The organism is Bradyrhizobium genosp. A (assembly GCF_049949275.1).
GTDB lineage: Bacteria > Pseudomonadota > Alphaproteobacteria > Rhizobiales > Xanthobacteraceae > Bradyrhizobium.
Map to the genome: position 1 here is coordinate 3,978,187 of NZ_CP188196.1, position 21,774 is coordinate 3,999,960.

A 21,774-nucleotide genomic window follows, 5' to 3' on the forward strand; every position below is an offset into this window, starting at 1 on the left:
CAAAAAAGGCCTGAATCAAAAAGCGGACCGGCTGGGCCGGTCCGCTTTTGTATTGAAGCAAGGGAATGAGCGCTCAGGTGCCGGTGCGCTTGTCGTTGCCGAAGCGGCGGACGACGCGGCGTTCAACCACGATCGAGCGCTGCGCACCCTGTTCGCCGGCAATCACGCGCGTCGCTGTGATACGGCTGTTGGTGCGGGCCTGCTTCTTCACTTCGGCCTGAACGATTTCGAGCGGCATCCCCATCAGCGCCGCGGCGATCTCGGCCTGCTGCTCCTGGTCGTCGGTGATGCCGACGGCGGCGAAGATCGCCTCGTCCAGGGTGGGCGGATCGTGGCGCACGCGCCGCGTGCCATATTTGGTATTCCAGTCTGCGCTCATAACGGCCTCGGTTTGATGCCGGGATACCTAGTGCTCTGGATGTTGCATTGCAATATGAATTTGGTGTGGCATCTCAGCTATGCACCGGTCGGGTGTCATGGCGGTGACGCGACAGCGGCATCGATCTTGACCCGTTGCTGCGGCCAGCGCTTCAGCGCCGCATGTCCCGCCTCGGTAAGCCCGTAGATTCCCCGGTCGGCGCGCTCGAACCAGCCATACACGTTGTTAAGCAAGATCTTGCCGGCATCGGGACAGCGTTCGCGCAATTCGCGCACGCGCCGCGGGCCTGAGGCGAGCTCCGATGCGCAGGCCAGCGCCTGCTGCCGGTACGCCGTCATGATCGGCGCGCGGGTGCTGCCGCCGAGCACGGGATCACCCTGGCGGCGCTGATGTTCGGCCACCAGCCGCGAGCGCGTCTTCGGTTCACGGCGAGGGGCTGCCGTCGGTGGCTTCACCAGCACCTCGACCTGGCCGCTGTCGGTCACCCCCAACATGCCGAAGCCGAGGCGACGGCACAGATTGCGATAGCGTGCGTCGCTCTCGCGGCCCTTGCCGCGGATCGACATCTTTGCCGCGATCCAGATCTCGTCACCGGCCGGCGCGCGATCGACCGCCTGCAGGATCAGCTCGAGATTGAACGACAGCTTGAGCTCTCCAATCACCACGACCGGCGGATCGCCGGCGCTCAGGCCCACGAGATCGCAGCCGCCGATCTCGCCTTTCACGGAGAAGCCGAGCTCTTCGAGAAATCGTTTGACGGGGAGATAGAGTGCGGTTTCCAAAGCGAGTTTCCGATCGGAGAATCAGTTGCGGGCAGTCTAGCCCGGATCGGACTCGGGCTGACCGGCATTTGCCCGGACGTGGTCCGCGGCTGCTTGTGCCAGATTGATCACACCCGTCCGCTCACCGGAATCAGTGCACCGGTGACGCCACTCGCGGCGTCGCTCACGAGGAACAGGATCACCTCGGCAAGCTCCTGCGGCGTCACCCATTTGGCGAAGTCGGCTTTCGGCATGTCGGCGCGGTTGGCCTTGGTGTCGATGGTCGAGGGCAGCACCGCGTTCACAGTGACCTTGCCCTTCCATTCGTTGGCGAGCGCCTCGGTGAGGCGGTGCACGCCCGCCTTCGATGCCGCGTAGGGACCCATGCCGGAGCCCGCCTGCAGCGCGCCGATGGCGCCGATATTGACGATGCGGCCAGCCTTTGAAGCGGCAAGATGCGGCAACGCCGCGTGCGAGGCGTTGAGGGCCGTCAGCACGTTCAGCGCATGCATGCGGTGCCACGTCTTGATGTCGCCGTCGGCGACGGTTTCGAAGGCAAAGCCGCCGGCGATATTGACCAGGGCGTCCAATCTGCCGAAATGCTTCGCGGCAGCGTCCACCGCCGTCTTCGCCTGCGCCGGGTCGGACAGGTCGATGCCGCCGATCTCGATGCGCTCGGTCGTCGCCGGCAGTTGAGAGGGCGCGTGATCGATGCCGGCGACCCGCGCGCCGCGTGATTGTGCGAGGTCGGTGACCACCTTGCCAAGCGCGCCGAGCGCGCCGGTCACGACAATGATTTTTCCCTGCACGATACTCTCCGTCGTCTCAATTCGCGCCGACTATTGCGTGAGGCGAATTGGACTTGCAATCGCGGCGGCATCAAGGCTGAATGATTGCTGCAACTTGAGATGGCGGCGGAGGTTGGTTCATGTCTAACGAATTGCCGACTCTCGATTGTCCCCCTGAGATCGTTGATTTGAAGCATCCCCTGGAGAATTTCCGGGCCGCGTTGAGCGCAAGCGGACCCGTGCGCGTCGTGGCGATGGGGTCGTCCTCGACCGCGGGACTTCGCAATGTCGTTCCCTATCCCGCGCGGCTCGAGCTGTATTTGAGAAAGCACTACAAGGATGACGCTCCCCATCCGAAAATTCGGATCGACGTCTTCAACCGCGGCCAGGGCGGCGAAGAAGCGCCATTGGAAGTGGCTCGGTTCAAAGACGACATCTTTGCTGACAATCCTTCCCTGGTGCTCTGGCAAGTCGGAACCAACGCCGTGTTTCGCCAGAAGGAGTTCAACTTCGATGAGGTGGTCGCAAGCATCATCGGGGGATTGGCGCTCCTGCGCGCTCACCCGACCATGGATGTCATTCTGATCGACCCGCAATACGTGACGGCCATGCTGTTCGACGACAACGCCGATCTCGCGGAGAAGATGGTTTCGGCGATTCGAACCGCGGCCGAGGACGCCAAGGTCAACCTGTTCCAGCGTTGGGCGCTCATGCGCCACTGGCACGTGCTAAACAACGCTTCGTTCGAGCAGCTGCTCGATCCGGAGGATGATCTGAAGCTGCATCAGAGCAATTGGAGCACCATGCAGGTATCGCTCGCCCTGACCAATTCGATCATTAAGGCCGCAACTCCAACGGCGTGAGGCTCCCGGTGTTGCTCACGCTTGAAGATAGCGCGCCTTCAGCGCGGTCCGCTCTGCCGCCCCGAGCTTGAGGCCGTCGCGCAAGTAAGTTTCGAGATCGCCATAGTCGCGGCCGACGGCATCGAAAGCGGCATCGAGATAGGAGGCGTTGACCGAGCCGATGGCGTCGAGGACGTCGGCGGGCAGATCGGAGACGCTCGACACGTCGCGCTTGTAGTGGCGATTGGTCAGCAGATAATCCTCTGCAATGACTTCCTCGGGCACGCCGAGCGCATGCAGGATCAGGGCGCTGGCAAAGCCGGTGCGGTCCTTGCCGGCGGTGCAGTGGATCACGAGCGGGGCGTGGTCCTGCAGGAGATGGCCGAACAGCATGCGGAAGCTGTGCGTGTTGTGGCGGACATAGTTGCGATAGGACTCGCGCATGAGCTCAAGCGCGACCGGCGCAGTCAGCGCACCCCTGGCGAGCTCGGCGCGCAGTGAGGCCACCACCGTCGGCTCGATCGGCAGCGAATGCACGGTGATCTCGTCGACGACGCAGACGCCGGCCGCGCGCTCCTCGACACCGCGGAAGTCGAACGCGCTTCTGACGCCCAGCGCACGGACGATCGCGATGTCTTCAGCGGTGAGCTGGCCGAGATGGTTGGAGCGGAAGATGTGGCGCCAGCGCGTGGTGCGGCCATCAGTCGTGGCGTAGCCGCCGAGGTCGCGAAAATTGCTGGCGCCTTGCAGAGCGAGGTGACGGGCAGGTGAGTCTGACATGGGCGCTTCTTTTGTTATGTTGCCGGCAGGCTATTGCAGGGGGCGATCATGCGCCGGCACAAGGCCATTCTTTTTGGGGATCGCCATTGCTGGCGGCTGGAATTTCCCGCGCGTGGCAGGCCGGCGCACAGACATTCCGGACCTATCGCTGCCGATGGTACTCAGTTCATCGTGGAGTTTTATGACTACGACAAGCGCGGCTTCCTCCAGCGCAGGTCCGGAATCAAAAAGGGTCGAAACCTCGTTGTTTCGACCCTTTTTCAAACCTCCGCTGAGCGCCTGAAAGAGCGCGTCGGTCTCAAACCAGACATTGGCATTAGCGTTCCCATTTGGGCTTTGCCTCGTCGACCGCGTCCTGGTGGTACCAGCTATCGCTGCAGATCGAGACGTTCGCGGGAAGCGAAGCGTGATCGACAGGAAGGCGGGTCTCGCCATGGTGGCGTCCGACGAGAGCCGCGCGGCCCCCGACAGGGAATTGGTAGATCTTCGCAGATCCGTGACTCAGACCATTGTTCATCATTGCGATTGCTCCTTTGATCGAAGCGTCTTGTGGTCGAAGCGTCTTGGCCTCCATGGTGCGCCCGACTCGTTCGATTGTGGTTACTGGAATCCCCATATCGGCCGCGCATCACAAATTGGGAAGTGCTGAAAAGGAAATCAGTGCTCGCCTATTTTGTGGGCAATCGACTGTCTGCATCCCCCAAGGCACCGCGTTGGTGATTAATGCCCGGGCCATTCCAAAGGTTGCTAGGCAGGGGCGAGACGCTTTGCGAAAGTTGCCGGACGTTGATGTGCGTTTCATCGGCAACCTGCGAGAGGGATCTGCCTGCTCCAGAAACGGGCGTTTTCCGCGAGATTTTTGCAGTGCGGCTTCACGCGAAGGTGCGCGTCTATGACGCACGTTGTGTGGGCGGTTTTGCGCCGGCGGGCCGGTTCCGGTCGCGGTGGAAAACCTCCCGCGCTGCGGCCTTTTGGCACGCAAAATGCTTGTAAAGGGCCGGCCGATGATGGCCGGGTACAAACGTGCGGGGGCTCTCAACCCCACCTTTCGCATCATCTACAGAGAGGCTCAATGACCAAGTATAAGCTCGAGTACATCTGGCTCGACGGATATACGCCGACTCCGAACTTGCGCGGCAAAACACAGATCAAGGAATTCGCGTCGTTCCCGACGCTCGAGCAGCTTCCGCTCTGGGGCTTCGACGGCTCCTCCACCCAGCAGGCCGAAGGCCACAGCTCGGATTGCGTGCTGAAGCCGGTCGCGGTGTTCCCGGACGGTGCCCGTACCAACGGCGTGCTGGTGATGTGCGAAGTCATGATGCCGGATGGCAAGACCCCGCACTCGACCAACAAGCGCGCCACCATCCTCGATGACGAGGGCGCATGGTTCGGCTTCGAGCAGGAATATTTCTTCTACAAGGACGGTCGTCCGCTCGGCTTCCCGGCCTCCGGTTATCCGGCGCCGCAGGGTCCGTACTACACCGGCGTCGGCTATTCGAACGTCGGTGACATCGCTCGCAAGATGGTCGAAGAGCATCTCGACCTCTGTCTCGCGGCAGGTATCAACCACGAAGGCATCAACGCGGAAGTCGCGAAGGGCCAGTGGGAATTCCAGATTTTCGGCAAAGGCTCCAAGAAGGCCGCTGACGAAATGTGGATGGCCCGCTACCTGATGCTGCGTCTGACCGAAAAGTACGGCGTCGACATCGAGTTCCACTGCAAGCCGCTCGGCGACACCGACTGGAACGGCTCCGGCATGCATGCCAACTTCTCGACCGAGTACATGCGCACGGTCGGCGGCAAGGAGTACTTCGAGGCGCTGATGGCAGCCTTCGACAAGAACCTGATGGACCACATCGCCGTCTACGGCCCCGACAACGACAAGCGTCTGACCGGCAAGCACGAGACCGCGCCGTGGAACAAGTTCAGCTATGGCGTGGCCGATCGTGGCGCGTCGATCCGCGTTCCGCACTCCTTCGTCAACAACGGCTACAAGGGCTATCTGGAAGACCGCCGTCCGAACTCGCAGGGCGACCCATACCAGATCGCTTCGCAGATCCTGAAGACGATCGCGTCCGTCCCGGCTGACAAGAAGGCCGCGGCCTAAAGATCCTCCCGGCCCGGGCAGGGGCTGGCCCGGGTTGGCCTTATCCGCCGGAGCTGCAAGGCTCCGGCGGATTTTTGCATTTCGATGACAGTGCTTGTTGGTGGGTCTGGCGACCATGCCGGCCTGGAGCCTGTCCATGTCAGCCCAAACCGGGATAGAGTGACCGCAGGATGCGCGCGGGGCCGGGGACTCGGCTGGTGTTTGAAGGCTTCTACAAGGTGCGATTTCAACTCGGCCACAACGTCGGCCGGAGCGTGATGCATGCCGGCAATGGCAAGATGCTCGGCGGCAATTCGGCGTTCGCCCATATCGGCACCTACGAGAAGACCGCAGATGGCATCGACATCGTCATCAAGACGGTCCGCCACAACCCCGATCCGAACTACCGCGCCATGGCCGGCACTGACGATGCGACGCTGATCGCGAAGGGGTTTGCCGATGGCGATCTCTACCGCTTCAAGGGTGAGCTCAAGGAGCTGCCCGGCGTGCCCTTCCAGTCGCTGATGACGCCGATCATGGAGGACGAGGTGCCGATTGCCGGCGGCGTCGGCGAGGCCGGCATCGTCGACGGCCTCTACTCGGTTCACCTGCGCATGCTCGACGGTGTCGACGGCGGGCTTACCGGCGTGATGCTGCTCAACCGGGGCCGCATCCTCGGCGGCGATGCCTCGTTCTATTATCTCGGCAGCTACACCGCTGCGAACGGCCGCTGGAAGGGGCAGATCCTCAACCAGGAGCACACGCCCGCCAAGGACGATCCGATCTTCGGCGGCCACGAGGTCGGCATCGGGTTCTCCGGCAGCTATGACGGCGAGGCGGCGGTGCTGGAAGCAACCGCGCTGGCCGGCAAGCGCAGCTTGCGGCTGACGGCGGCGCTCAAGCTGATGCATCGCGCCTGATCGCACCGGGAAATCGCCCATGGAAAAAATTCGCATGCTCTCGACGCTCGGCCTGATGGGCGCGATGCGCAGCCTCTCTTCCGCCTTCGAGGCGGCGAGCGGCATTCACGTCGATGCCGACTTCGCGCCGACGCTGGCGCTGCTCAAGCGCATGCGCGCCGGCGAGGCTGCCGATCTCGTGATCCTCACGCGCGAAGGGCTCGACGAGATCATCGGCGAGGGCCGCGTGGTCGCGGACAGCGCCGTCGACCTCGCGCGCTCCTATGTCGGCCTTGCCGTGCGGGCAGGGCAGCCGCATCCCGACATTGCCAACGAGGCCGCGCTACGCAAGGCGCTGCTCGCGGCGCGATCCGTTGCCTATTCGCGGCTCGGCGCGAGCGGCGTGTACTTCGCCCAGCTGATCGTGCGGATGGGCATCGCCGCCGAGATCAACGCCACGGCCACCATCGTCGAGCAGGGCTTTACCGCGGAGCGGCTCGTCAGCGGCGAGGCCGACCTCGCCGTGCAGCAGATCAGCGAGCTGAAGCAGGTCGACGGCATCGAGGTGATCGGCCCGGTCCCGCACGAAATGCAGATGCCGGCGGTGTTCTCCGCCGGCCGCATGGTGGATGCGAAGCAGGCCGAAGGTGCCGACTGGTTGCTGCGCTATCTGGCGTCGCCGGAGGTCGTGCCCGTGCTGCGGCAATCCGGACTCGAGCCTTGAAATCGCCGGCACACGGACGCAACGTGATGGTCATGCGGACTTGTCTCTTTGCCATCCTCGTCATGCTTGCCGCGCCCGGCGCAGCGCGTGCGCAATCGGCCGATCTTGTGCTGTGCGACCGTGTCGCCGCCGACGCAAGCGATCCCGACAAGCCGGCCGATGTGAAGGGCGTGCCTGACATCGCAGCCTCCGACGTTGCGACCGCGATCAAGTTCTGCAAGCAGGCGGCATCCTCGTCGCGCCGTGCGATGTTCGCGCTCGGCCGCGCCTATGCGGCCAACCGGCAGACCGGCGAAGCGATCGCCGCCTGGCGCAAGGCGGCCGACAAGGGCTCCAGCGCTGCGATGGTCGAGCTCGGCGTCGCCTACGGCACCGGCTCCGGCGTCGCCAGGGACGAGGCGCAGGCGCGAAAGCTGTTCGAGAAGGCGGCGCAATCAGGCAATCCCCGCGGCGTCTCCAATCTCGCGGCACTCGGCAACGCCGGCGGTGGCGCGCCCGCCGATCCCGCGCAGGCCCGCACGCTGCTCGGCAAGGCCGCCGAGACCAATGCGGAGGCGCAGTACCAGCTCGGCCTGATGCTTGCCAACGGCAATGGCGGTGAGAAGGACGACGTCGCCGCACGCGCGCTGTTCGAGAAGGCGGCGGCGCAAAACCATCCCGGCGCGCTGGAGCGGATGGGCGCCTTCGCGCAGGAAGGCCGCGGCGGTCCGAAGGACAAGGATGCCGCCAAGGCCTATTACGAGCGTGCCGCCGCGCTCGGCGACGAGGACGCCAAGAAGGCGCTGGAGCGGCTGCGCTGTCCCTATGCGATCAAGGACAAGCAGGGCAAGCTCGTCACCACGCTGTGCTTTTGATTTACCTCTCCCTTCGCGAGAGGTGAATCGAGCGGTCGCGCGCCGGGACTTGCGGCTCGAAAAGGAACTTGCGCGGGGACGGGCGGTTGACGTCACAACGAGCAGGAGGCGCAACCATGATCCGCAAGCTCGCGTCCGGCGAATACCGGCTCTATTCGCGCAAGGTGAATCCCAAGACCGGCAAGCGGCGCAACCTCGGCACCTTCAAGAGCCGCGCGGCGGCCGAGAAGCACGAGCGCGACGTGCAGTATTTTAGGCGTCACCGACACCTGAGGCAGGTCGCGCGGGGCACGCCGGCAAACCAAACGCTCGAAAACAACCCCATGCACAGTAGCCAAGTGGCTGACAAAACAGCCGATTGGCCGAAGCAAACGGCGCGTTGCGGATTTTACGAAATTAGCTTGACCCGTCGGGCAAAACAGGGGCATGCTGGCATCATGGCAGAAAAGGCTCCGCGAGCGGCCCTGTGCGAATAAGTCGGATGGCCTTGATTTGGCGACGGCGACAATCCCGTGTTCGGCAGCTACGAGGTCGGGATCGGTTTTTCGGGACCTGCACGGAAGATGGTGACGAGCTCGAAGGCATCGCGCTCGCCGGCAAGCGCAGTTTGCGGCTGGCGGCCTCGCTCAAGCCGATGCGGCGGGCGTAGGCGTCCCATAACTTCGTCACGTTCGCTTTGCTCTCGGAAGGCGACGTTGAAACCGATGCGTCTCGGAGTCGGCCTCGGGCCAGTTTCGGACAATCGGCGTGCTACAATTCAACCGGGTCTTGTCATCCATCTGCTCGTTTGACGCTACGGTTTGTTGACAATAGACTGGAAGAGGAAGGTCTGCGCAGAAGAGAACCAGATGGCCAAACACCAGACGATCAGAATGTCGTCATGCGCTTGTGGTCGCGTTCGATGCCAAGGCGTTGGCGTGCCAATCGTGAGCGTGGTGTGCTACTGCGACGACTGTCAGAAGGGGATTACGGTGACAGTGCACTCAACCGGCGGTGTTCGCCAAGCGGGGACCGACGCTGCAGCCTGCAGGATAGCGACGGGCCAGTAATTTAGTGCGCCGTAATGCTTCATCCTCGACATGTCGACTATGCCTGCGAAGGTATCGGCCTGCCTGCATGATGAAGGCTTTGTTCTTGTCGAAGTAGCGCCTTCCTTCAGCGACTTTATCGATCATCTCGAACTCGATCCGGATATGATCTAACTATGCGATCCAACCCTCGCTACGCCGACAGACCACTCCTTCGCCTTCTTGAATGCTATGTTCTTTGGGCCATCGATGAACTGCCTGAGAAGGAATCTTCCTCCCTTGTGAGCATGACGCCAAAGCTCCAAGTTCTATATAAGTCTGAGGGGCGGTGGCAGGATATTGTTGCTGGAACTGTCGGTATGGACGCTGAAATGCCTGAGCGCTTGAGGGTCCTCTGGATGCGGAACATGGAGATCGCTCGACAGAATGACGCAGTGCTGACGCCGCAGGAGTTCGCGGAGATGGTGGTCGACGATAACTTTGCGGGCTGAAGACGATTTAAGTAAGCGCAAGGAAATGGCCATAGTTCCCCGCGAAGTAAGCAGTCGTGTGCTCATCGTTTTCTTTAGGAAATGGATGGGTTGCGGTGACAGTGCACTTAACCGGGGGTATTCACCGTGGTCGACGCTGCAGCCCGCAGGATGTCGACGGGATTACGGTGACAGTGCACTAAATTGATCACAATAGCCTGCGGCTGCGGCGGTCACTGTTCGGCGGGTGGCAGAAATTAAGTGCACTGTCAGCGAAATTCCGATGCTGCAGCCCGCAGGATGGCGATAGCTGGTTATTTGATGCACTGTCACCGTACTCCGTGTTCCGCAAGGACGGCAGGGGCTGGGTTCGCCGCGGCGGGGCATTTCGTCACCCGTTTAGGGGATGACCAGTCCTCAAATGTCTGAAATACTAGAGATTGTGTAACGGCATGATGTCCGATGTCCGGTGTACGATCCGATAGCAAGACGATGGAGCGGCAATGCTTCTTGAATAGCTGATTAGCAAAACCATGGAGTGCGATATGGCTTCGGTCTCCAAGTCGACCATTGCGTTCTTTGATTGCATTGCGTTCGCGTTTAGTCTCCTTCTCACATTGATTTCGACAGCCGGTGCGCAAGAGAAGGTCTCGTTCGCCTCGACGGACGGTGAGCTGAACGGTGGAACGCCAACGAGCATCAGCGGCTATCTCTACCGACCATCTGGACCGGGTCCTTTTGCAGCAGTTGTCAGCATTCACGGATGCGACGGCGCAACAAACGAAAAAGGCGAAGTCCGCCCGCTCTACGGAACATGGGGCGAAATCCTCTCTCAAAAGGGGTATGTCCTTCTCCTGATCGACTCCTTTCAATCTCGCGGACACGGCAGTCTTTGCGCAATGTTGCCGGTCTTCTCGCGCCCCGTTCTGCCGAACCGGGAGACGCCAATGGACGTGTATGGCGCGATGAATTATTTGAGGTCGCGCTCCGACGTTCGGTCCGAGAGCATTGCCATTCTTGGTCAGTCGTACGGCGGAATGGCAATGATGTTCACGATCGCCAACGGCGCATTGCCGAAAGTCGTGGCGCCGGATAAGGATTTCCGGGCTGCGATCGCTTTGTATCCGAACTGCCCTCCGGTCGCGGACAAGGACCCGCATTGGCGGCCCCGCCAACCGATGCTGCTGCTGATGGGCGAGTCAGACACCGCTACGCCTCCGGGGCCGTGCAAGGACATGGTCGCACGGGCAAAGGCCGAAGGCAGCCCTCCCATTGACATGCATTTCTATCCCAACACCTATCACGCCTTCGACCATCCGAACCTTCCGATGATGCAAATGATCAGCCAGAAACGGCCGGATGGCAGTTCGCCGATCGCGGGATCAAATCCCGAAGCCCGCGCGGATGCGATCAATCGTGTCATACAGTTCCTGGCGAGCGAGTTGAAATAGCTGCGCAGGTGGGCTCTTCTCGCGTCCGCTGAGGGTCGAGAGCGGAAATGAGTACAGACGTTATTTTTGCTTTCGTGGATCGTCCTCAGCGTTCAAGTAGTCAATGCCTGTCGGTCCAATTCCAGTAATCTCAAATACGACCTCTTCATCCTTTGTTTCCGCGAACTGCCACACCTTGGGCGGCACATGTGAAAATGTTCCGGGCGGAAAGCTCAAGAGTTTCGTCTCGTCGACCTTGTCTCCAAGCGCAGAGTAGTATGTCCCCGAAATGATAACGCGGACGCGTTCATCAGGGTGAGAGTGTACCGGCATTTTTGAATTTGCTGGTATTTTTAGCCGGACGGTATAAAGTCCAGGTTTGCCAGGATTACCGTGAAGCACCGTCGTTTGCGTCCCCTTGGGCATAGAGGGTAGCGGATTCCACTTGAGGTCTGTCGACGTTACGCGGTCATATTCAAGTGTGTCCGCCGCCACTGCTGCACAAAATCCGCTCACAACAAGTACGGCCAACACGCTGACCACTTTTTCGAAAAGGGGCATCCCGCGCTCCGTTTGGCTATATGCGGCCGACAATCTAATACAAGTTGTCTTAGTCTGCTATGAGACATGAGCCGTCGAAGACGACCAAGCGGCGCGACTAACTGTGTCCGCCAAGCGCTGACCGAAGCCGCATAGCCCGCAGGATGGCGTTTGGATTTTTATGCACGGTAATCCCCGGTTCGCTAGTCCTGACGATACTTTGTCAGAACACATCGATAGTCGGGAATTGAGCGTCCGCTGTGATGCAATCCCAAAGGTAGATGGCAAGACCGATGTCACCGGTCCAAAGCGAATACCGACCGCGGCCGGCAACCATCTGAGCGCCGCGATATTGGAAGATGGCAGTCATGGCGAACTGGCGCGCGCGGTCGAGCCAGATCGGGTCATTCGTGCGTCGGTAGAGTTTGAGGAATGCGTAACCATTTCCACCCGTGCCGTGGCAAAGGTTCGAGCCCTTTGTTAGTGGTCCGGCGGCCCAGGCAAAGCGCCCGCCATCCAACAGAAGCGCGTCGAATTCTCGCGTAGCGAAGGGCGCGTCAGCAAAGGTCGTCACCATTCCCGGCGCACCGTGACAGTGCTGACATATGAAAAGTCGCTTCTCGCGCTTGCTTCTCGGGCCCCATGTTGTTCCAACGTCGTACCGCCAAGCATTCGCTTCAAGCGTTTTCGGCACAAATTCGGCTACGTGTGCTTGCTGCGCCGCCGTCAACCAGTCCCATCCAAGCAATAACGGGATGACGTTGCCAGCGAAGCCGTGCACGGGCCCGAGAAAGCGGTCTCTGGCACCGTAAAGATCCTGGGTCCAAAGTGGACCTTGTGGCGTGTCCTCCAGTTCGGCCAACAGCCGCGCCGCCTGAACCTCGAAGAGGCCGCGCCATCGCCCTTCCTGCGTCATCTCGCCCATGTGGACCGCCGCAACCATCGACCCCGGCATGCCCCACATGAGTTCTCGGATTGGTAGTCCAATATTTCCTTCGGCGCGCCTATAAACCAGATCGGCGAGGCTCGATGTGGGCTCAAGGCGCATTGCGAGAAGTGCCGCCCCCATGTCGCCGCGAAGCAGCGAGCCATGCTTCTCGTAATCGGTCGGCGAACTGGCTTCGTGGTCGATGACTGTCCGCTCAATCAGCTTTGGCAGCACAGAGCGAAAGTCTGGAGCGACGCCGGTCGCCCCTATGCGATGCAAGTAATCCAGTGCCCACATGACACCTGCCGCGCCTTTGTAAAAGCTGGGATCGCCATCTCCCACCCCGTCGTCACTCGGGTGAGCCGGCCAGAAGGTGTCGGGATCGAAATGGGCGATCGCATCCGCCGCAATTTCTTCGATCGCAACCCGAACAGCAGATTCATTCCAGCTGTCCTGTACAAGCGGACGATGACGTCCAGGGGTAATCATGGTGTGAGGGCTCCTGAGCACTGTCCATCTGTACTTCAACTACGGAAACAGGCCCATTTTCAGTCAATGACGATGCAACGCTTCAAATCAGAAAGTCATGAGGCGCAGGTACAGTGGCATGATGCGGGCCACTATTGCCGTAGTTGGCCGCGTGTTCGTCCAGTGTATTCAGGCCCATTTTGACGATCATCGCGAGGTCCTCTGCCAGGCCGAGCGGAACGTGCGGATCGAGCGGATCATTTAGGTCCTTAAGCTCGACTACCGCGACGAGAGTAGACGGAGTTACGCCGCTATCGAAGCGGAAGGCCGGTTCTTGATCTGCGCCGCCGGTCTCGAACGCAGCTTTGGCCGGCTGTGCGTCTTCTGATGCGATTGCAGCAGATTGCGCAGCGTGCTGCGAGTTACCGCGTCCGGCGTTACCGCCGGTTGCGACGCTCGGCTCTATGATCTCGGCTGCTTGCGGTGCGTTTGCAGAGGCTGAGTGTAGCTCCGAATTGCCGGGTTCCACGGCGATCGGTTCTGCCGTCTTCGCTGACTCTCCCGCAGCGTCCGAAGCTGGAGCGTGATACTCAGCGCCGTTGCCGCCGCCGTTGGCCGGTTTGACGCCAGCTTCAGTCGACTCCGTGGTTGCCGCCGTTCCAGGCCCTGGCTCCGCAGCGTGCTGCGAGTTGCCGTGGTCCGCGCCGGCGGCCATTGCGACGCCCGGATCGATCTCCGCTGCGTCCGGTGCGTTTGCAGCGGTTGAGTGCCCGGATTTGCCTTGGTCCGCGAGGGCTGGTTCTCCCGTCGTCGCTGACTCTCCTGCAGCGTCCGAAGCCGGAGCGTGATGCTCGGCGCCATTGCCGCCGCCGTTGTCCGGTTTGACGCCAGCTTCAGTCGACTCCGTGGTTGCCGCCGTTCCAGGCCCTGGCTCCGAAGCGTGCTGCGAGTTGCCGTGGTCCGCGCCGGCGGCCATTGCGACGGTCGGATCGATCACGGCTGCGTCCGGTGCGTTTGCAGCGGTTGAGTGCCCGGATTTGCCTTGGTCCGCGAGGGCCGGTTCTGCCGGCTTCGCTGCCGCCCCCGCAGCGTCCGAAGCTGGCGCGTGATGCTCGGCGCCATTGCCGCCGCCGTTGTCCGGCTTGACGCCAGCTTCAGTCAACTCCGTGGCTGCCGCCGTTCCAGACCCTGACTCCGAAGCGTGCTGCGACTTGCCGTGGTCCGCGAGGGCCGGTTCTGCCGTCTTCGCTGCCGCCCCCGCAGCGTCCGAAGCTGGCGCGTGATGCTCAGCGGTATTGCCAACACCGTTGTCCGGTTTGACGCCAGCTTCAGTCGACTCCGTGGCTGCCGCCTTTGCAGACCCTGGCTCCGAAATGTGCTGCGAGTTGCCGTGGTCCGCGCTGGCGGCCGTTGCGACGACCGGATCGATCTCGGTTGCGTCCGGTGCGTTTGCCGCGGTTGAATGCCCGGATTTGCCGTGTTCGGCCCCGCCTGGTTCTCCCGTCTTCGCTGACTCTCGTGCAGCGTCCGAAGCTGGAGCGTGATGCTCCGCGCCATTGCCGGCGCCGTTGCCCAGTTTGGAGTCAGCTTCTGTCGATTCCGTGGCTGCCGCCTTTGCAGACCCTGGCTCCGAAGCGTGCTGCGAGTGGCCGTGGTCCGCGCTGGCGGCCGTTGCGACACCCGGATCGATCTCGGCTGCGTCCGGTGCGTTTGCCGCGGTTGAGTGCCCGGATTTGCCGTGTTCGGCTCCGCCTGGTTCTCCCGTCATTGCTGACTCTCGTGCAGCATCCGAAGCTGGAGCGTGATGCTCCGCGCCATTGCCGACGCCGTTGTCCGGTTCGGAGTCAGCTTCTGTCGATTCCGTAGCTGCCGCCTTTGCAGACCCTGGCTCCGAAGCGTGCTGCGAGTGGCCGTGGTCCGCGCTGGCGGCCATTGCGACGCTCGGTTGGACGATCTCCTTTGGCCCAGGCGACGAAACGCCGGTGTCCGCATTGACCGGACCACTCTTCAATGGGACATTTTCGACTGCCGTCGCCGTCGCGCTACGAGCAGGCTCGATTGATGATGCGTGAGCTGACACGGCAGACGCACCATCGCTCTCTTCCGTTTTATCCGCAGACTCGCCAGTGGAGGTTCTGAACCTCGTCGGCGCTTCCGAGCCGGTCCGAGTCTGCCCGAACTGGAAGCTCAAGCCGTCGTCGGCCAGAATGGCCCAAACTCCAGCCGTCCCGAGCGCGCTCTCGCTCGCCTCGATGCTGGCTTGGACATTGTCCTTACTCGGAGCAGTCTCATCGATTGTACTCGCTGATGTCAGCGCTTCTTCGAGCTTCTCAAAGGTGATGGCGACAGCTGCGCCTTCTCGCTGGTCGACGAACTCCAGCTCCGCGACGGATACAATCCCCTGCAGATGGACTTCCAGCAGATCGCGATCTCCGATACCAAGAACATGATCGGTCGGATTCACATAGACGATCGTTTCATTGCTCGCGGAGTTGTAGATCCAGGCGAGGGTATGTGGCGGTATAGACTTGCTTGCGACTGTCATATGCAGCCACGCAAGCGCTCCTAAAGTCGCAAGATTGATCCTGCTCGACCCGGATGCGAAATCGAAGGCAGAGTGGGACGAGGTATTGGAATCCGTCGCGGAGCGATGAACGTTTTTATCATCTTTGCCGCCCAACAGCTGATCGCGGCTATATCCGCCAACACTGGCATCGTGACCGGCGTCCACTAAGCGAACAGGTTTTTGGAGTGCGTCACCCTCGGCGTCATGACTCTTTTGGCTCGGAGCGTCTTCTCCAGCGACGCTTTCGTTTCCGGTGGTCACGTTCCCGGAAGGGGGGCGGAAATCGTGCGAAGGGAAACCCGGGGCTGGGTTGTCTAGATGATTGGCGTCGGCATGGGTGATCGCGGCTAGTTTTATGGTCGCATTCTCTGCGGCGACGACGAAGCTATCGATCGACGCTTTGCCCGGGTCATGCGACTGCACGCCGAGATGCGGGTCGTGCAGTGCGTAGATCAACGCACCGGCGAGAGTGGCGAAGGTGCCATACCCTGCATGAATCAACGGATTGGAAGTAAGCCGTGGGAATTGATGGTCGGCGGTCGGTTCGCCTCCAATCTTTGTGTCACTGGTTCCTCGCAGCAGAGGCGCAGGAAGATTGGGCGTGCTCGATCCAACAGGACCGTGGTGTTTCCAAGATTTTGAGCCTGCAGATTGCTCAGCTGCGCGCCGCGCTTCCAGTGCCGCCGCCGCGGTCGTGATTTGGCTCGCCTTGGCCAAAAAGTCTCTCTGGCTGAGCGCGAGCGTCTCGCCGGAGTCCCAGACGATGAGCTGCTGGAGAATGGCTTTTTTCCAGGGCTCATATCCGGTGTGCTCTCCCGGGTGGCCGATGCCGTTGTCATCCGGAAATATGTCGTTCGCTTCCGACGCCTTGAGCTCGTCCGCAATGGCGATCACCAGAAAGGCCACCGCGAGTGTACCGAAGCCGGAGGGATGTCTTAACAACGCAAGGGTAGCGAGCACAGTCCGGTTGGTGATCTCAAGCTTCTGAAATATATTGTACAGGTGTACTTTGACCGTCCCCGGTGAAACGTCTAGCCGGCGCGCGATCTCCTTGTTCGACATTCCTTCTGACACCAGTCGCACGATTTGACGTTCCCGGTGCGTCAATAGCTCCAGCGTCTTTTCAATTTTGCCGACGCCGTCGGCTTCCTTGCCGGTTGGCGAGAGAGCGAAATGCTCGGGCGACACGCTGCGCTTCGTCGACAGCCGCAGGAGTCGCAGCATGGTGTCGGGGGAGACGGACTTCGAAATTGCGCTGCAGGCGCCAGCAGCGGTCGCTGCGGTTAGATCGGGGTTGGATTCGGACTCGGTAAAGAACACCAGGCGCGTGGGGAGAGTCTCAGCTTTCGCAATCGCCAGGATCTCGGTTACCGTCAGGTCTGGCAGGGTGTCGGCAACAAGCGCGACGTCGGGTGTCAAATTCCGGATGGCTTCGAGGCAGCTTGTTCCATCGCTGCATGACGCGACAACGTCGAAGTCCTGCTGTGCTCCGAGTATCGATTTCAGCCCCCGTAGAACGATCGGTTGTCGATCTACGATCACAAGCCGGTTGCACTCGAACATCCCATGCTTCGCAGGCACGTCTAACATGGACTCTGCCTCGGCCCGGCCATCTATGGACTTTGGCATATGGCCGAGGCCGGGAGAGATATTAAAATACAACTAATCGAATGAAGAAAGAGGCTTGGCGGGGCTAACCTGACTTGGAACCGCGACTTTGAGGACATTTAGGTAAGGAGTTATGTCATTTGACCCGATGGCGGTTGCGATTGACTGGCTCGATGCCTACCGCGCGGGCGATATCGAGGCGATCTTAGAAATGTATGCCGAAGATGCCGTGGTTCACTGCGGCTGCGGCCGCTGCGGCGTCAAAACCATGGCTAGCCGCGAGGCACTTCGTGCCTATTGGGTCGATCGCCTCCGAGAGCATCCGGCAGGCGAGTTGGACGATCTCAATCGCTCGCACAACGACGGGACCATTATCTCGTACGTCACCAATACGGGTGTTATGAGCGCGCTTTTTGCGTTTGACGCCGCCGGGAGGATCAAGGAGCTAAACTGCAATCCCTCATACTAGATCCGCGGCGTGATCCAAGCCCCGCGGGTCACTTGCTGGACTTGCGGCGCAAGGGTGCCCACGTCCGCAACGGGTCACAAGCCGTCGATGATGACCAAGCGGGCGACTTCCGCTTTGACCTCTGAAGCCGACACTGATGAGCGCTCGCCCCAACGCCCCATCACGGCGCAGGACACGCCGCGCCCGTCTTCACCCAAGCCTCCACCAGCGCGCCGGCCTGCTCCTGCGTGCCCGGCGCGGGGGAGCGGCCGAAGCCGGGCTTCCAGGCCCAGCCGACGAGGGTGTCCTTGCCGATGTGGTCGATCAGCGTTTCCACCTTGCGGCCGCCGTTGCGCGCGGGGTCGCTGATCTGCTCGCAGATCTCGCCGACCGTCTTGCCTTCCCAGGCCATCTCGCGCGGGGCGAGGTGCCACTCGGGATGGCCGGGAATGCGGCCGGGCTCGAAATTGGCGTTCTGATGGCAGCTGTGACAGCGCATTGCTTCCACGCCGTGGCCGTCGGCGCCGCGCGTCACCGGCGGCTGATGGATGCGGGGATTGTCGCCCTGGCGCGGGCTGTCGCCGGCGGGATGGCAGTTCGTGCAACGCGGATGCGTCAGCACTTTTCCAAGCTCGGTGAAGATCGCGGCCGAGCGTTTTTCGGTGTCGGCGATGTTCACAAAGCTCTCGGGCGAGGCGAGGCCGTGGCTCGCCGTGTCCGACGCGGCGTAGCCGGCGCACAGGCTGCTCGTCAGCGTCGCCATCACGGCCATGATCTTGAGGCGCATGGTGATCATCGCTGGCGCACTCATTTGGTGGCGACGAGATAGCGGTTTGAATCGGCGAGGATCACGTCGCGCACCGCTTCGTGATATTTGATGTAGCCGGTGCAGCGGCACAGGTGCCCGTCGAGCGCGTCCGCAATGGTCTGCTCCAGCGCCTCGCGGGCGACCGGGGTGCGCGCCAGACGTTCGAGCAGCACCTGGCCCTCATTGAGGAAGCCGGCGGTGCAATAGCCGCACTGGAAGGCGAAGTGATCGACGAAGGCCTGTTGCAGGACCGAGAGCTGGCCGTCTTTGGCGTGCCCCTCGACAGTGCGGATCGACTTGCCGTCGAAATTCACGGCCGGCGCGACGCAGGTCGGACTGGTGTAGCTCGAACCGTCCGGCTCGTCGACGATGATGGCGCAGCTCAGGCACTGCGCGGCGCCGCAGCCGAACTTGGTGCCGGTCATGCCGAGCATCTCGCGCAGGAAATCGTTCATCGAGAGATCGTCGCGGACGTCCATCGGACCGTGCTTCCGGCCGTTGATGGTGAGGCTGAGGGTCGTCACGCGAGCACTCCCTTCAGGAGATTGGCCGTGACCGGCAGGGCGCGGAAACGATGACCGGTGGCGTCATGGATGGCGTTGATCAGCGCCGGCACGATCGGGATCATGACGACCTCCGCCATGCCCTTCGGCGCTTCGTCCGCGGTGAGCGGCTTCAGCATCTCGATCTCGAGATCGCGCAGGGGAAGATCCGAGCCACGCGCTACCAGGTAGCGGCCGAGATTCCACTCGCCGTTGCCGGGGCCGCCCTCAAACGGCGGCAGCGTTTCCAAAAGCGCGTAGCCGACGCCCATCGCGAAGCCGCCATGGGCCTGGCCCATCACCACCTCAGGCACCAACGCGGTGCCGCATTCGAACACGCTGTAGGCCTTGGCGATGCGAAGTGCGCCGGAGGCGCGCTCGATCTCGACGAGGACGAGCGTGCCGCACATCGAGGTGAAGGCGGTGCCGATACGGTTGTTGTCGGTCGGCGGAAATTTAACGCTGCTGCGGTTGATCCGCTCGAACTTGCCGCTGCCCCTGCGAATCGCCAGCGCATCGATGTCGGCGCGCCATTGCTCGCCGAGCAAGGCAAAGCGCGCCCGCGACCAGGCCCAGCGCGAAAAACTGTGCGCGACCGCGCCGGTCACGAAGCCGCGTACATGCGCCGTTGCGGCCAGCGTCGTCAGCGCCAGCGGCGCAAGGCCGGGCATCGTGAGTTGGCCGTTCCGCCAGCTCGCGCTCGCCCATTGCCGTGCGCGCGGGTCGGTCTTCGCAATGCGCCACAACTCCAGCGCCGCGGGCCACAGGCCGAAGCGGAAGATGACGCGCGCGGCTTCCGCCGACGAGTGCGTGCCGACATGGGCGCCGATCGAGGCCGATGTCGCCGATGAGATCGCGGGCACCCAGCGCGGATTGCGTTCCGCTGTGTCCTGGGTCTTCTGATCCATCGTGTAGGGATCGCCCGAGGTGACGAGGCCGAGCACGTCGTAGCTGTCGACGCGCGCGACCGAGACCTCGTCGGCAATAGTGCCGAGATGGCTCGCGACGCGGTTGGCCAGCGCCGTGCCGATGCCGTTGCCCATCTCGACATGATCGCAGAAGATCGCGATTCTGCCGTCGGCGCCGAGCTCGACGCGGCCGAGCGAGCAGTCCGCACCGGAGCCGTAATCCTTGGTGACGCAGGCAACCCCGGTGCCGACCAGCCGATCGCCCGTGGTTTGCCTGAGCTGCGCGCGCTGCTGCCAGATCGGATGCTTTTCGAGCTTGTCGAGGATTTCGGGCGTGCGCACCGAGACGATGTAGGGATTGCCGGTCATGGTCCGGCCGTTCTGCTTCAGCGCATTGCGGCGGCGGAATTCGATGGGGTCGAGCTGGAGCTCGCTGGCTGCTTCGTCGATCAGCGCTTCGAGCGCGGTCATGGTCTGCAGCGTGCCGTAGCCGCGCATCGAGCCGGCGGTAACGCCGCGCGAATGCAGCGCGGTCGTGGTGACGTCGACTTTGGGAATGTCGTAGATGCCGATCGCGCCGGTGGCGGCGACCACCGCCACGTTGGTGGAGAAGTTCTGCAGCCCGCCGCCGTCGAGAACGTGATCGGCGGCAAACGCCTTGATCAGGCCAGTCGCACGATCGATGCCGAGCCGCGAGCGCATCTTGATCGCGTGGCGTTTGATGCCGGCCTGGAATTGCTGATAGCGGTCATGCGCGAGCCGCACCGGCTTGCCGGGGAAGCAGATCGCGGCCAGCGCGACATAGAGAATGAACGGCGTGTGGTCGCGGCCGCCAAAGCCGCCGCCGACATGGGCGAACTGCGCATTGATGTGCGCGGGCTTGTAGGGCGCGTGGGCCTTGGCGAGCAGAGTTGCGATCGACTCGGTCGCCTCATAAGGCGACTGCACGCCGAGCACCAGCTCGAGACTGCCGCCCTTGCCGCTGTACCAGCCGAGCCCGCATTCCGGCTCCAGGAACATCGGGTCGACCGACTGCGTCTCGAACTCGCGGTCGAGCACCAGGAGCGAGGCGTCCTCCGCGGCGAGCTCGGCGCGGATCTGCTCGCCGTATTTCGCAGCCTTGGCGTAGTCGGCCGGTGTCTCCTTGGCGAGCGGTGTCCACACCGGCAATGCCGCGTTCTGGCTCTTCTTCGGCGACACCCAGCCGGCCAGCACCGGCGAATAGAGGTCCGGCTTCTCCGGCGAGGATCCTGCCACGCGGGTGAAGCGAAAGGCACCGTAATCGGGCGCGATCACTGGCCCCGTTTCCTCGCCGAACTTGACGAAGGTGCCGTCGCGCAGGACGAGGCGGGCCTGATCGAAGGCGTCGAATTTTTCGAAGATCAGAAGCGCGACCGGCTGGCCCAGATAGAGCGGCGTCTTGCCGAGCGGGCAGAACAGGTCGCCGGCATAGAATGCCGGCACCTGCGTGCCGATGCGGTCGAGATCGCTCGCCGTGACGACGACCGAAGGCTTGAGTGGTCCCGAGAGGCGGGCGAGGTCCATGCCGGTGTAGACGTGCGTCGCGTCGTTGGCGCGCACCAAAATCGCGTGCGAGGTGGCGGAAGGCCAGCCGGGCAGATCATTGGCGCGGAAGTCGGAGGCGTAGAGCTTGGCGCCGGTGACTTTGGCGACGCCGTCGACGCGGCCGGCGCCCTTTGTTGCTGGATTGAAATGTCCGCGTCCGGGAAGCGTCTCGTGCGTCGCAAAGGGCGCGCTTGCCGCCGCAGCGAGATGCGACAGGCTGACCGAAATGCCTCCCGCCGACAACCACTTCACGAACTCGCGTCGCGAAGGCCGCATGGTCTCATCCTTATACAAGGTCTCTTGGATACGCGCCAACGCTGGCCCGAAGCTGTCATGATTCGCCATGCGGGA

21 protein-coding genes are annotated in these 21,774 nt (G+C 62.3%); 9 read left to right on the forward strand and 12 right to left on the reverse strand.

The features are described 5' to 3' along the window. Positions 1-73: 73 nt before the first annotated feature. From ACP2YP_RS18340 to ACP2YP_RS18350, 3 genes are all read right to left on the reverse strand, one after another. Entirely contained in the window at positions 74-379 is a 306-nt protein-coding gene (locus ACP2YP_RS18340) for a hypothetical protein (protein ID WP_426425808.1), read from the reverse strand. A gap of 95 nt (positions 380-474) precedes the next feature. Further along, a complete protein-coding gene (locus tag ACP2YP_RS18345; RefSeq protein ID WP_426425809.1) occupies positions 475-1,161 on the reverse strand; it encodes a DUF2161 domain-containing phosphodiesterase in 687 nt (228 codons plus the stop codon). A gap of 107 nt (positions 1,162-1,268) precedes the next feature. After that, entirely contained in the window at positions 1,269-1,949 is a 681-nt protein-coding gene (locus ACP2YP_RS18350; protein ID WP_426425810.1) for an SDR family oxidoreductase, read from the reverse strand. Positions 1,950-2,068: 119 nt separating this feature from the next. Between ACP2YP_RS18350 and ACP2YP_RS18355 the strand changes: the two genes are divergently transcribed. After that, positions 2,069-2,791 carry an SGNH/GDSL hydrolase family protein gene (locus tag ACP2YP_RS18355; protein WP_426425811.1) on the forward strand — a complete coding sequence of 241 codons (723 nt, stop codon included), beginning with the start codon at positions 2,069-2,071 and terminating at the stop codon, positions 2,789-2,791. Between the two features lie 15 nt (positions 2,792-2,806). Here the strand turns inward: ACP2YP_RS18355 and ACP2YP_RS18360 are convergent, their stop codons facing one another. Together ACP2YP_RS18360 and ACP2YP_RS18365 are read right to left on the reverse strand one after the other, a co-directional pair. Continuing rightward, on the reverse strand, positions 2,807-3,550 hold the full coding sequence (locus ACP2YP_RS18360; RefSeq protein ID WP_426425812.1) for a tyrosine-protein phosphatase: 744 nt from the start codon (positions 3,548-3,550) through the stop codon (positions 2,807-2,809). A 316-nt stretch (positions 3,551-3,866) separates the two neighbouring features. Continuing rightward, positions 3,867-4,070 carry a DUF2735 domain-containing protein gene (locus ACP2YP_RS18365; protein ID WP_426425813.1) on the reverse strand — a complete coding sequence of 68 codons (204 nt, stop codon included), beginning with the start codon at positions 4,068-4,070 and terminating at the stop codon, positions 3,867-3,869. Positions 4,071-4,622: 552 nt separating this feature from the next. Between ACP2YP_RS18365 and ACP2YP_RS18370 the strand changes: the two genes are divergently transcribed. The 5 genes from ACP2YP_RS18370 (at position 4,623) to ACP2YP_RS18390 (ending at position 8,589) form a co-directional block, all read left to right on the forward strand. After that, the gene (locus tag ACP2YP_RS18370) at positions 4,623-5,657 is read left to right on the forward strand and encodes a glutamine synthetase beta-grasp domain-containing protein (protein ID WP_148740899.1); all 1,035 of its coding nucleotides are present in this window, start codon (positions 4,623-4,625) and stop codon (positions 5,655-5,657) included. A 197-nt stretch (positions 5,658-5,854) separates the two neighbouring features. Continuing rightward, positions 5,855-6,556, forward strand: coding sequence for a GrlR family regulatory protein (locus ACP2YP_RS18375; RefSeq protein ID WP_426425814.1), 702 nt, complete (start codon positions 5,855-5,857; stop codon positions 6,554-6,556). A 19-nt stretch (positions 6,557-6,575) separates the two neighbouring features. Further along, entirely contained in the window at positions 6,576-7,259 is a 684-nt protein-coding gene (locus ACP2YP_RS18380) for a substrate-binding domain-containing protein (protein WP_426425815.1), read from the forward strand. 32 nt (positions 7,260-7,291) lie between these two features. Beyond that, positions 7,292-8,113: a tetratricopeptide repeat protein gene (locus ACP2YP_RS18385; protein ID WP_426426195.1), complete on the forward strand. Its 822-nt coding sequence runs from the start codon at positions 7,292-7,294 to the stop codon at positions 8,111-8,113. Between the two features lie 116 nt (positions 8,114-8,229). Next, positions 8,230-8,589, forward strand: coding sequence for a hypothetical protein (locus ACP2YP_RS18390; RefSeq protein ID WP_426426492.1), 360 nt, complete (start codon positions 8,230-8,232; stop codon positions 8,587-8,589). Positions 8,590-9,096: 507 nt separating this feature from the next. On the opposite strand, the gene ACP2YP_RS18395 is transcribed toward ACP2YP_RS18390, so the two are convergent. Continuing rightward, positions 9,097-9,288, reverse strand: a complete 192-nt coding sequence (locus ACP2YP_RS18395; protein ID WP_426425816.1) for a hypothetical protein — start codon at positions 9,286-9,288, stop codon at positions 9,097-9,099. A 212-nt stretch (positions 9,289-9,500) separates the two neighbouring features. Between ACP2YP_RS18395 and ACP2YP_RS18400 the strand changes: the two genes are divergently transcribed. Continuing rightward, positions 9,501-9,632 (forward strand): hypothetical protein, encoded by a 132-nt coding sequence (locus ACP2YP_RS18400; RefSeq protein ID WP_426425817.1) that lies wholly within the window; start codon positions 9,501-9,503, stop codon positions 9,630-9,632. Positions 9,633-10,156: 524 nt separating this feature from the next. After that, the gene (locus tag ACP2YP_RS18405; RefSeq protein ID WP_426425818.1) at positions 10,157-11,062 is read left to right on the forward strand and encodes a dienelactone hydrolase family protein; all 906 of its coding nucleotides are present in this window, start codon (positions 10,157-10,159) and stop codon (positions 11,060-11,062) included. Between the two features lie 60 nt (positions 11,063-11,122). Here the strand turns inward: ACP2YP_RS18405 and ACP2YP_RS18410 are convergent, their stop codons facing one another. The 3 genes from ACP2YP_RS18410 to ACP2YP_RS18420 all read right to left on the reverse strand — a co-directional run bounded on the left by ACP2YP_RS18410 (position 11,123) and on the right by ACP2YP_RS18420 (position 17,106). Then, positions 11,123-11,602, reverse strand: coding sequence for a cupin domain-containing protein (locus tag ACP2YP_RS18410; RefSeq protein WP_426425819.1), 480 nt, complete (start codon positions 11,600-11,602; stop codon positions 11,123-11,125). A 202-nt stretch (positions 11,603-11,804) separates the two neighbouring features. Further along, the gene (locus ACP2YP_RS18415) at positions 11,805-12,998 is read right to left on the reverse strand and encodes a lanthionine synthetase C family protein (RefSeq protein ID WP_426425820.1); all 1,194 of its coding nucleotides are present in this window, start codon (positions 12,996-12,998) and stop codon (positions 11,805-11,807) included. 82 nt (positions 12,999-13,080) lie between these two features. Beyond that, positions 13,081-17,106, reverse strand: a complete 4,026-nt coding sequence (locus ACP2YP_RS18420) for a LuxR C-terminal-related transcriptional regulator (RefSeq protein WP_426425821.1) — start codon at positions 17,104-17,106, stop codon at positions 13,081-13,083. Between the two features lie 178 nt (positions 17,107-17,284). Between ACP2YP_RS18420 and ACP2YP_RS18425 the strand changes: the two genes are divergently transcribed. Further along, a complete protein-coding gene (locus ACP2YP_RS18425) occupies positions 17,285-17,620 on the forward strand; it encodes a nuclear transport factor 2 family protein (protein ID WP_426425822.1) in 336 nt (111 codons plus the stop codon). A 160-nt stretch (positions 17,621-17,780) separates the two neighbouring features. Here the strand turns inward: ACP2YP_RS18425 and ACP2YP_RS18430 are convergent, their stop codons facing one another. Genes ACP2YP_RS18430 through ACP2YP_RS18440 form a run of 3 tightly spaced genes read right to left on the reverse strand, consistent with a single transcriptional unit; the run spans position 17,781 to position 21,699 of the window. Beyond that, the gene (locus tag ACP2YP_RS18430; RefSeq protein WP_426425823.1) at positions 17,781-18,395 is read right to left on the reverse strand and encodes an Isoquinoline 1-oxidoreductase subunit; all 615 of its coding nucleotides are present in this window, start codon (positions 18,393-18,395) and stop codon (positions 17,781-17,783) included. Between the two features lie 11 nt (positions 18,396-18,406). After that, positions 18,407-18,931: a (2Fe-2S)-binding protein gene (locus ACP2YP_RS18435; RefSeq protein WP_426425825.1), complete on the reverse strand. Its 525-nt coding sequence runs from the start codon at positions 18,929-18,931 to the stop codon at positions 18,407-18,409. Continuing rightward, positions 18,928-21,699: a xanthine dehydrogenase family protein molybdopterin-binding subunit gene (locus ACP2YP_RS18440; protein WP_426425826.1), complete on the reverse strand. Its 2,772-nt coding sequence runs from the start codon at positions 21,697-21,699 to the stop codon at positions 18,928-18,930. Before ACP2YP_RS18440 ends, ACP2YP_RS18435 begins: the two co-directional genes overlap by 4 nt. Between the last annotated feature and the right edge of the window lie 75 nt (positions 21,700-21,774).